Below are 10,500 nucleotides of genomic sequence, written 5' to 3' on the forward strand. Positions count from 1 at the left end.
ATCCAGGCTCTCGCTGGTCTCCGTCAGGAACTCACGCAACAGGTCATCCATGAAACTGGCCTTCGCACGCAACGGAGCGCGACATGCCGCGCCCTTCAAACCGTGGCCAGTTTCGGTCCAAAGCGTTTAATATTAGTTGAGTAAGCGCAAATGAACGGACTCAACAAAGAGATAAGATGCATCCGGACAAATTCGGACACGCGGCTAAGACTTGCTTAACCATGGTAAACGAATTCATGCGCCGATGGACGGCATGACGTCGCAGCCGCGGGCTGCGAAATCGCGATCAGGCCGCCTGCACCACCATCGCGGCGCCGTCGGCCGCGAGCGTCACCTTGAGCCCGCAGGCCTCGGCGAGCAGGCGGGTGTAGTAGGGTTGCACCGCGTGGGCATCGATCGTCGACTGCAGCTCGCCGGAGAGCAGGTTGACGATGTTCTGCGGCAGCCGCGCATTGAGCCCGGTGGCGGCGACGCGGAAGCTCATGCTCTCGCCCTCGCCGACCGGATCGACCGTCAGCATGCCGCCGCGCGGGATCGTCTGCTGCGCCACCACCATCATGTTGAGCAGCAGCTTGACCCGGTTCTTCGGCAGCAGCAGCCGCGGCAGGTTCCAGGTGATCGAGGTCTTGGCATCCTCGATGTGTCCGCGCGCCATGGTCTGCGCGTCGCCGAGATCGATCTGCGCGCCGGCCGAGCCGGCGGCCCCGAAGGCGAGGCGGCAGAACTGCAGCCGGGCCGAGGCGGTCTTGGCGCTCTTCCTGATCAGTTCCAGCGCGAAATCGCGATCCTCGGGCTTCGGATTGTCGTCGAGCACCTCGAGACCGTTGACGATGGCGCCGACCGGACTAATCAGGTCGTGGCAGACCTTCGAGCAGAGCAAGGCGGCAAGTTCGAGCGTATCGGGAGCGGGAATCGGGTTGGCGATCTCGGAAGAGGACGTGCCGGACATTCGATGTTCCTGAAATCCGCGAACTTGGACGAATCATACTTGCGTTAACGCTTGATACACTGCGAAAGCAGGGACCGCCACCGAGCTGAGGGCAGGACACGGGAAAGTACGTGGCCGTTTTCCCCCGGCGAGAGGCTGCTCAAGGACCATGCAAACGGCCATTCCGCGCTTCGCCGCGGCGGCCGACACAGAACAGGGATGCGATGATGCGAGCTGCGGACGGAACGGCCGACGGGAGCGTGGCGCGATGACCGGCCAGACTGCGGAAACCATCGGGGCCGAGGCCGCCGCGGCGCTGATGACGCCGCTGACCGCGCTCGTCGTCCAGGCGGCGCACGCGATCCTGGCGGTGAACCGGCGGGCGATGGCCATCACCGACAAGTCCGACGGCTCCCCGGTCACCGAGGCCGATCTCGCCGCCGATCGCGTCATCGCCGAAGGGCTGGCGCAGCTGGCGCCGAAGATCCCGGCCTTGTCCGAAGAGCGGGTCGGCAGCTGCACGGCGCCGTTCAAGGGCAGCTTCTTCCTGATCGACCCGCTCGACGGCACCAAGGAATTTCTGGCCGGCCGCGGCGAGTTCACGGTCAATCTGGCACTGGTCAGCGACGCAAGCCCGCTGCTCGGCATCGTCTGCGCGCCCGCGATCGGCTTGATCTGGCGCGGCGTGGTCGGCCGCGGCGCCGAGCGGCTGTCGTTCACCGACGCCGGCTTGAGCGCGGCCGTGCCGATCCGCACCCGGCCGATGCCGAAACCGGGCGAGCCCTGGGTGGCGGCGGTCAGCCGCTCGCATGGCGATGCCCGCAGCGAGGCGTTCATCGCGGCGCGGCCCGGCGCAGAGCGCCTGGCCTTGGGCTCGGCGGTGAAGTTCGGGCGCCTGGCCGAAGGGTTGGCGGACATCTATCCGCGGCTCGGCCCGACCTCGGAGTGGGACGTCGCGGCCGGCCATGCGGTGGTCGTCGCCGCCGGCGGCACGGTGACCAGCGAGGCCGGCCGGCCCCTGCGCTATGGCGAGCGCAGCGACAGCTTCATCGTGCCGAGCTTCGTCGCATGGGGCGACCCCGGCGCGGTCACGGCCGTCTGACGCCGCTATTGCGGCAGCTCCTCCTGCAGCGCCGGCCAGCGCGCTTCGGCCTTCGGCAGATAGCGCTCGGGATCGGCGCGGAAGGCATCCCGGCTCTCCTCGCGGCTGAACAGGAACAGCCGGTCCTCGACCACCACGAAGAAGCGCGGATTGCCGGCCACGGTGACGCCGCGCGCCACGTCGGTCGGGTCGTAGCCACCGAATTGCGGGCCGTAGACCTCGGGATGGGCCAGGAAGGAGGCACGGTTGCCCTCGTTGCGGAACCGCCAGACCACCCCGCCCTGGGCGGCCTCGAAGTCGGGCTCGCCCATCCGGGCCTGGCCGTCGACGAAATAGGACACGGGGTCGAAGCCGTCGATCGCCAGCCCGCTGTAGCGGTTGGCGACGATCCGCTGGGTGGTCGCCGCGGGGGCGGCCGACGGCAGCAGCAGCGAAATGAGGGCGAAGACGGCAATTGCGTGGCGAAACGGCGGCTTTGCGCCGTTCTGGTGGTCTTGTTGCCGTTGTGCGGTCATAGTTCGTGCCGATAACATGGGATTAGCAGGGGCCACGCCCCTCACCCGACCATCGCCGGATGTGGTTGGCGTCTGGTTAAGGCTCAGGTCGGGCTGCCGATAGCAGGGGATTTCCTTTCATGAGTTTCGCAATCCGCCTCGCCGCCACGACGCTCGCGGCCCTCCTGGCCTTGACCGCGTCGGTCGCAGCGCAGCAGGCGCCCCCGCCTGCGCCGCCCTATCAGGCTGCGCCTCCGTATCAGGCTGCGCCTCCCTATCAGCAGCCCGCGCCACCGCCGCCGCGCCCGGCGCCGAGCCCTGACAGCTTCAACCCGGAGGAGCTGGTCAATGCGGGGCACCGCTTCTTCGGCAACGTCTCGCGCGGCCTGGCGTCGGTGATCGAACGCGCGGTCAGCCAATGGGGCCTGCCGAACGGCTACATCCTGGGCGAGGAAGGCGCCGGCGCCTTCGTCGCGGGTTTGCGCTACGGCGAGGGCACGCTCTACACCAAGAACGCCGGCGACCTCCGCGTCTACTGGCAGGGTCCCTCGCTCGGCTTCGATTGGGGCGGCGACGGCGCCCGCACCATGACGCTGGTCTACAACCTGCCCGCCACGAGCGCGATCTATCAGCGCTTCGTCGGCATCGACGGCTCGGCCTACATCGTGGGCGGCTTCGGCATGACGGCGCTGACCGCCAACAACATCGTGCTGGTGCCGATCCGGTCCGGCATCGGCCTGCGGCTGGGCGCCAATGTGGGCTACCTCAAGTACACCCCGAGCGCGACCTGGAACCCGTTCTGATACGGCGGGATCGCCGGCCGATACCGCCAACTGGTACCGCTGAGACACGTTCTCCCGCGACGGATCAAGGTTAACACGGCATTGGGCTGGCAATGAATCAGCCCGCCGTGCATTGTGATTCCGTTAATCATTTCGGACCGGGAGTTGTGCGTCATGGTCGAGCCGATCATGTATTTCGCGATCGGTTTTCTGATCGCCATGCTCTGTGCCCTCATGATCGTGCCCCTGGTGCACAATCGTGCGGTGCGTCTGACGACACGCCGCCTGGAAGCGGCGACGCCGCTGTCGATGGCCGAGATCCAGGCCGACAAGGACCAGCTGCGCGCGGAGTTCGCGATGTCGGCGCGGCGGCTGGAGATGAGCGTCGACGCGCTCAAGAACAAGGCCACCGGCCAGCTCGCCGACCTCGGCAAGAAGACCGACGCCATCAACCGCATGAAGATCGAGCTCGGCGAGAAGAACGCCGCCATCTTTGCCCTGGAGGCGCGCGAGAAGGCGCTGAAGGATCAGCTGCGCGCCACCGAGGAGGAGTTCGCCGCCAAGACCGAGGCGCTGCGCGCCGCCGAGCAGGCGCTGAAGGAGAAGCAGGCCGAGCTGGTCCGCCTCACCGCCGAGCTCACCGACAAGTCCATGCTCGCCGACAGCCGCCAGGTCGAGCTCGTCTCGGTGAAGACCCAGGTCGAGGAGCTGCGCACCCGCGTCGCCGACGCCGAGAAGGAATTCTCCGCCACCCAGGCCCGTCTCGCGCTGGAGCGCGACGAATCCGACACCGCCACCAAGGCGCTCAACGACGCCCGCGCGCGTGTGGAAAATCTCAGCCAGCGCGTCACCGAGCTCGACCGCCAGCTGATCGTCCAGGTCAAGGAAGCCGAGATGCTCGCCACCCGCGTGGCCGACCTCGAAGGCCGGCTGTCGACCCAGGGCAAGCTGCTCGCCGAGCGCGATTTCGAGAACAACCAGCTGCGCGAGGCCAATGCGGCCGCCGACCGCGCTTTGAAGGAGCTGCGCGAGGAGCTTGCCAGCCACGGCAGCGGCAAGTCCGCCGCGTTCGAGCGGCTCAAATCCGAGAAGGCCGCGCTCGAGGAGCAGTTGCAGGCGGCGCGCGACGAGCGCACCAAGCTGCAGCGCGAGATGAACGCGATCCAGCAGCAGGCCGAGAGCACCTGGGCCCAGGAGCGCATGGAGAACGCCCTGCTGCGCGAGCGCATCAACGACATCGCCGCCGAAGTCGCCAAGCTTGCGATGCAGATCGAGGGCCCCAACTCGACCATCGAGGCCATGCTCGCCTCCGAGCCCGCCGCCAGGCCCGCCAATGCCAATGGCGCTCCCGCAGCCCCTGCAGCCGCGGCCGGCGGCGCCCCCCAGGGCGGCACCCTCGCCGACCGCATCCGCGCGCTGCAGTCGCACGCCTCGCGGGCGCGGCAGATCGGGGCGTGAGGGCGGCGTCGATCGCCGCCCGGCGGGCGTGCCCCGGGATCGGATCGACGAAACGGCCGATTCCGGTCCGATCGGAAGCTGCACGGCGGTGCCGCACAGTTTTCCTCGCCAATCCCGCCGCAAATCCTTGACACCCCCTGCCCGCGGTTCGTAAATCGCGGGCTCCGACGGACTGCTTCGGCAGCTGCCTGTTACGGCCCCTGGGCCGGCAGCCACCAGGATCCGGGCGCATAGCTCAGCGGGAGAGCGTTCCCTTCACACGGGAGAGGTCCAAGGTTCGATCCCTTGTGCGCCCACCATCGAAATCCCTATGGTTCCTCAGGTTTTTTCGATCCGGCGCCGATAGGCGCCTTGCAGTTGGATGCAGAACAAAGCGAGTTTTTGCGCTGGAGTTGGTGCAAAATCCGTGCAATCTGCTCCTGTTTTGTTCACTGTCAAGTGCGTCCTTGAGATCGCCCTGGGTCGTCCTCGCCGCCATGCTCTTTTGGGCGCTAGCCGCCGGCACAACCGAGCTTTACTGCCACACGAACTAAAACCCTGGTCCGGCCCATCAGGCACGGACGAGCAGCTACGAGGTGCGGACATCAACCTTCTTTTACTTCGACGATAACGCCGGCCGACGGGCCATTACCCAGCATGCCGCGCCAGATGACGCCCTCACCGCCGCCCAGGCGCTCGCGCGATTTGAACGAGATCGCATCGCTGAACGGAGGCGTTGCGGGCCGGCCCCATGATCGTTTCCGTATCTACGGCACCGCACTGATGTTTCTGGCTAACCTTCGGAGCGCGATTCGCTTGGCTCGTTCGGCAAAGATTCGAGCTTCTTGACGAAGTTATAGACGGTCGTCTTGGTTTCGATGATGCGGTTTATGATCTCCACCATGCGCCCTTCCGGGAAGGTCTCGCCCGTAACTTCGTTTGGGAGGGATTTTGCGCGAAGCGACATCGCGAACGGCTCTCCTGGCGGATCCAACGTTCCCCATGATCCATGCATTATGAAATTTCTGTCATCACGCAGATAGTCAGCCATTGCGAGCGCTTCTTCTAGCCTCTGACCGTCAGCTCCATCGACGTATCTTGGCACCAGAACTTGCAGCGCTGCGATCTTAGTTTTTGCGTCCGTCCTGCCCGTAAGGACACGGCCATCCTCAAAGGAAAGCCCCGTCAATGCCCAAGTTAGATCGTCTAGAGCGTTCTCCAGTTTCGACCATTCAACAACAACCGACCCAATCAACTGAATGTGTCGGCTGCTTACATGAGGCTTGGCTTCGGCACCCGGTGGCGTAGGCACGATAGGCGGCTTTGCCGGCCGCTTCGGTTTTAATCTCCGGGGAGGAAGGGTGCTATTTGACACGACACACACCTAAATTGCTTCGGGCCAAGAAAGTCGGTTCGTAGATTGTTAAGAGGCCATGGCTAATGAATGCGGGGTGGAGCGAACTCCACCCACGCCAAACCTCAGAGTGTTACCTCTTCGTCGGTTTAGTTTTGATCGTCTGAACAATCGCAGTTCGCCTGTTTGCGCCAGACTGGGCTGCCTTTACCGGCATGAACCTGCCGGTGATCGCCGAGCGACCAATTTTACGTGTAGTCATCCGTATCACTTCCTTTCCCGGGCGGTAGCCCGCCATTTTCAGGCACTCGGCCGGAAACGGTTGCAGAAGCGAATCAATACACGCGCGACGCAATCTAATGTGTCTTGTCGTACTTTACCAATCCTGCCGGGGTCCTTCGCGAGCTATTCCACCTAACAGGATCATCTGGCCCCAAAAATAGAGCCGCCGGAGTGACCGGCGGCCGAGTCAGGGAGGAAGTCAGGATCAGGCCGGGGACCGCCACAGGACCGCCCTCACGGCACAGTCTTTGGCTTCCAGCAGATTGCGCAGCGCCACCGTGCTCTCAGGGTTCGCCAGCAGGACCGCCGCCATGTCCCGCGCCAGATCACCGAAAGGCTTGCTCACGGTCTGGAGCGGCGCCGGCAAATGCTCGTAGTCGAAGAACTGCAACAGGTGGCTCATTTGATCCCCCAAAGGCGCGAGCGCAGATAGTCGAAGGCAACGACATCGCCGAAGCCGATCATTGCCGACATGGTTACGATTTCGAGCGTGGCCGCCCCCTACTCGCCGAAGGTCGTCTTGACGCCGATCCAGACGGCCGCGATCAGGCCCGAGGCGATGGTGCCGACCACCGCCTTGAAGGTCAGGCTTTGCGCCGCCTCATCGAGAGCGGCGGCAGCTTGATTGCATCCCGCACGGCGGTCTCAATCTCGGCATTCGACGCCGAGGCATCGACCGACGCGGTATAGGCGCCCCAGCGCAGCAGAATGCGCCCGCCCTGCAATTCCATGGACAGGCTTTCGATACCCGCCACATTGGCAAGCCGTGCCTTGAGACCCGCAATGCTCATCTCGAGCCCTCATTGAGCGAATTGGTTGCGGGGGCCGGATTTGAACCGGCGGCCTAGGCGGCATGACCGCCCCGAGCTGTCCGCACTTCGCCACCCCGCGAGCCAACACAGAACCCGAGGGCTGGCGGCACCTCAACTCGGCGAACCTGTCGATTGCCGGGATAGCCGGTAGAACCCATGCGGCCGGTCGTTCGCATCGACCACAGCCGAAATACTGCGGCGGGAAACGATCCCTAACGCCCTGCCCACACTCTCTCGGCCTGAAGATTTGTTCGCCGCCAGCCTCCCTATCAAAGCATTGGGCGGAATCTCATACTACTTGAGAGGTCCGAATATTCAGTTGCAACCAGGGAAGGTTTGGTCACGACGCCAAACCTACTAGGCGGGACGCTTCCGACGCCCCTATAACAACACAAACGATTTGACGCATGATCCGCGAAGACCCAAAATGTGGTTCTGCGAACAACAAATTCAGCGCGCCCGAAACTATGCCGCTCTTTTTGAAGCCACTGGTTACCTTACGGAATTTGCGCAAGCGGCTAGAATATAAAGCATAGTTCTACCTTTGGGGGTCTCAAGATGAGCGCAGACGAAGAGCCGATCGGCGTATCTCCTCCGGTAATTCATAACCTCGATGTTCGACTAGCTGAGCTATACGTTTCCACGCTTGAAAATCGGCCAAAAGAACCAACAATGTCGCTGACGTTGAAGGGGCACATCGCGCTTGGAGAAAGCTCAATCCAAGGGCTAAGCGGCAGACCTTACAGAATCGCTGTGCGCCAAGCGTTCTTGGCAGTCCTTCCTTCGACTGGCTGCCAGTTTGATCCAAATCCAGCCATCGACGATTTTGTTCAGCGTGGCAGGCTTGTCGATCAAAGGATATCCGGGACCGAAGGCGACATCTCCTTTGGAGGCGACGTTAGCACGTCCAACAAGGGCGTGGTCGTACGCGCGAAGGGGGCGTTGCAGAGACATCAAAAAAGGAAAGTTGACACTCACGTTGATCGAGTACGGGCTCGATACGTCGCAGGCGGCTTCCGAATTGGGGAGAATACTGGTGGAGATCCCGTTTCATCATCCGACATTCTTGACGGCACCTATCTCAGAGGACTTTGGGGTGAACTTCACCCGTCATCATCAGTTCGACAATATGGGATCCTCTTGAAGCTCCTGGTCCCAGACGGGATGTTGTCGGTAACGCCATTGCATCACAAGATGAGCGACCGCTTTCCGACTGCAAAGAAAAAATCCCACAACGATGGCTTCGATGCCTTGAAGCGAGCGGTCGCCGGCTGGGTGATAGAACGACATTTGCGCTCAGCCAACGCGACCGACGGCTATGACAAAGAGCGAAACGAATTGTTATTATGCCAAGCCGAGCTCGACGTGGATTTGTCGAAAGTCGCCGCTGCAGATAACGCTACGGACACAATTTCCACCATACCTACTTATACCGCGATCCTCGATTCTGGGAAGCGCAGCCGAGAAGAAAATAGTCCGAAAACCAAGCCGGTCAAAAAAAACAAAAGATAGCCAATGTGAGCGACGCCACATGAAGCCCAAGCAAGAGCACGACGGCAATCTTTGGCGTAGCGTCGACTGGCGCATGATTGATAGTATCTTCGATGTGTCCGAAAGGAGTCTGTCGGCATTGGCGTTAGCGGCCGGGCATGATCCCGCGACTTTTTTTCGTGGTAGAAATTTTCTTGGGATTCCTCTCGATGGAATTGACGTGCGTGGAATCGATTTTACCGAAGCCGACCTAAGAGGCACCAATATTGGCAAAGCAACCATTGATGAGACAACCATTCTAATCAACGCTCGATTGGACGATCAGGATCGTTTGGAAGTTAAACGGATTATAAGGCGGCAGGCGAATCTTCTTCTCTTGGATCAACTTACTCCCGAAGAATTTGACGAGTTTCACAAGGTCTGGAAGCGATTTTCTACCAAACCGCCTTCTACGCAAATTGAAGAAGCGCCGGAAGCGGCCGGCACAAATCCACAAGTGTTGTCCAAAAAAACTCTGGCTTCACTCCGGCGTAAGATTCAGTTGGGCGAACTATCCGTTGATGACGCTTGGGCTCTTCATGAAGAGCTCGGTAAATTCCTGGAGAAAAGCTTGGCAACTGAAAAGAAATATCTAGAAGAGCGCTTGAAAACACTTCAAGTGTCGACACCAAGTACCAATAAGAGACCACGTACCAGTAAGAGACCACTCCAATAAGAGAACGATAAATTGAGGAAGAGTTATCAAGTCGGAGACTACGCCATTTACAGCTTCCGCTCTCACGATCATCGTTCGCCGATACGTGTTGGTCGTAAAAGCATCGCTTAGCACTCGATCCACTTGCTCCCAGCGTATTGTGAGAGCAGAGTTTGCTCACCACACGAACTCCTTTCCCTTGCCTTAAACGACATCATGCGCATCCCATGACCGGCGCGACGAACATCAGGCGGTCAACGACCTCTTGCGCGGGAGGCAAGCAACCTTGTTTCCGATCCTGGCGGATTCTGCGAGACACCTCAACGCCGCTCATGTCTTGCGGCCACAGAAAGGTCACGGATTTGCGCTGCACGCGAACGACAAGCCCAGGCAACGCCTCTGAGACCGGGGTCGCAAGCGCCTGATTTTCCAAACTTTCTAGATCCCTCATTTAGTCCCCCAGTACGCCGTTAGCCGAAGCCGCCGGTAATTTCCGCTCATCAGGTGAAATCTCGTGCCGGGCCAGCAGCTCCGCCGAGGCACGACAACCGATGATTCCCGGCTCAGGCCCCGCCCAGCGCGACCACCGGCCAGCACGCGCGAACATCCGTATCGCGTCTTCAAGCTGTGCGGTCTCATCAGCCGCAGTCGCACGCGCTCGCAATCGGGCCGGCGGCGGAGGACCGGGTACGGTGTCGTACGAAGCGACGGCCTCCGCTCAGAACCGCCATGCGACATCGCCGTTGCCCCTGCAGGACCACCTGCCATTGGGAGACAATCGATGTCCATCAGACTGACGGCCTCATCACTGATCATCCTTGCGATGCTCCAGGCGCCGAGCTTCGCGCAGGGTACAGCAGGGACCGCGCAAACCGCGGCACAAGGCAAGCAGGCCTCCACCCAAGCCAGCCAGCCCTTGCCCGACGAGTTCAAGCAGCGGCTGCAGAAGCAGGGCTTCAACGACGTCAAGGTGGTTCCTGAATCATTCATCGTCTCCGCCAAAGACAGCAACAACGATCCGGTCACGATGATCATCGGTCCGCATTCGCTGACCATGTTCACGGATATCGAGGGCCGATCGGGAACGACGGGCAGCACAGCGGGATCCTCCGGAACGCACACCG

General features: G+C 61.8%; 10 protein-coding genes, 2 tRNA genes and 1 pseudogene. 7 read left to right on the forward strand and 6 right to left on the reverse strand.

Translation table 11 applies throughout. The annotated features are described in order from the left end of the window. Window positions 1-286: 286 nt before the first annotated feature. A complete protein-coding gene (chpT, locus tag BRAS3809_RS31310; protein ID WP_008966022.1) occupies window positions 287-949 on the reverse strand; it encodes a histidine phosphotransferase ChpT in 663 nt (220 codons plus the stop codon). Window positions 950-1,196: 247 nt separating this feature from the next. Here chpT and cysQ point away from each other — a divergent pair, with 247 nt between their 5' ends. Next, window positions 1,197-2,030, forward strand: coding sequence for a 3'(2'),5'-bisphosphate nucleotidase CysQ (gene cysQ, locus BRAS3809_RS31315; protein ID WP_008966023.1), 834 nt, complete (start codon window positions 1,197-1,199; stop codon window positions 2,028-2,030). Between the two features lie 5 nt (window positions 2,031-2,035). Here cysQ and BRAS3809_RS31320 read toward each other — a convergent pair whose 3' ends face one another. Next, complete coding sequence (locus BRAS3809_RS31320; RefSeq protein ID WP_008966024.1) at window positions 2,036-2,545, reverse strand: YHS domain-containing (seleno)protein; 510 nt, start codon at window positions 2,543-2,545, stop codon at window positions 2,036-2,038. Between the two features lie 119 nt (window positions 2,546-2,664). Between BRAS3809_RS31320 and BRAS3809_RS31325 the strand changes: the two genes are divergently transcribed. The 3 genes from BRAS3809_RS31325 (at window position 2,665) to BRAS3809_RS31335 (ending at window position 5,063) form a co-directional block, all read left to right on the forward strand. Beyond that, window positions 2,665-3,327 (forward strand): DUF1134 domain-containing protein, encoded by a 663-nt coding sequence (locus BRAS3809_RS31325; protein WP_035659742.1) that lies wholly within the window; start codon window positions 2,665-2,667, stop codon window positions 3,325-3,327. A gap of 153 nt (window positions 3,328-3,480) precedes the next feature. Beyond that, complete coding sequence (locus BRAS3809_RS31330) at window positions 3,481-4,764, forward strand: coiled-coil domain-containing protein (protein ID WP_008966026.1); 1,284 nt, start codon at window positions 3,481-3,483, stop codon at window positions 4,762-4,764. A 224-nt stretch (window positions 4,765-4,988) separates the two neighbouring features. Then, window positions 4,989-5,063, forward strand: a tRNA-Val gene (locus tag BRAS3809_RS31335). Window positions 5,064-5,536: 473 nt separating this feature from the next. Here BRAS3809_RS31335 and BRAS3809_RS36320 read toward each other — a convergent pair. From BRAS3809_RS36320 to BRAS3809_RS31350, 4 genes are all read right to left on the reverse strand, one after another. Further along, window positions 5,537-5,794: a hypothetical protein gene (locus BRAS3809_RS36320; RefSeq protein WP_139017487.1), complete on the reverse strand. Its 258-nt coding sequence runs from the start codon at window positions 5,792-5,794 to the stop codon at window positions 5,537-5,539. Window positions 5,795-6,584: 790 nt separating this feature from the next. Next, window positions 6,585-6,782 carry a hypothetical protein gene (locus BRAS3809_RS31340; RefSeq protein ID WP_008966028.1) on the reverse strand — a complete coding sequence of 66 codons (198 nt, stop codon included), beginning with the start codon at window positions 6,780-6,782 and terminating at the stop codon, window positions 6,585-6,587. Between the two features lie 181 nt (window positions 6,783-6,963). Further along, entirely contained in the window at window positions 6,964-7,170 is a 207-nt protein-coding gene (locus tag BRAS3809_RS31345; RefSeq protein WP_008966030.1) for a hypothetical protein, read from the reverse strand. Between the two features lie 22 nt (window positions 7,171-7,192). Continuing rightward, a tRNA-Met gene (locus tag BRAS3809_RS31350) sits at window positions 7,193-7,270 on the reverse strand. Window positions 7,271-7,749: 479 nt separating this feature from the next. Here BRAS3809_RS31350 and BRAS3809_RS36325 point away from each other — a divergent pair. From BRAS3809_RS36325 to BRAS3809_RS31355, 3 genes and pseudogenes are all read left to right on the forward strand, one after another. Continuing rightward, the gene (locus BRAS3809_RS36325; RefSeq protein ID WP_139017488.1) at window positions 7,750-8,703 is read left to right on the forward strand and encodes a hypothetical protein; all 954 of its coding nucleotides are present in this window, start codon (window positions 7,750-7,752) and stop codon (window positions 8,701-8,703) included. 19 nt (window positions 8,704-8,722) lie between these two features. Beyond that, window positions 8,723-9,397: a pentapeptide repeat-containing protein gene (locus BRAS3809_RS36330; protein ID WP_139017489.1), complete on the forward strand. Its 675-nt coding sequence runs from the start codon at window positions 8,723-8,725 to the stop codon at window positions 9,395-9,397. 802 nt (window positions 9,398-10,199) lie between these two features. Beyond that, a pseudogene (locus BRAS3809_RS31355) lies at window positions 10,200-10,500 on the forward strand (hypothetical protein); the annotation flags it as partial.

This window comes from Bradyrhizobium sp. STM 3809, from assembly GCF_000239795.1.
Taxonomy (GTDB): Bacteria; Pseudomonadota; Alphaproteobacteria; order Rhizobiales; family Xanthobacteraceae; genus Bradyrhizobium.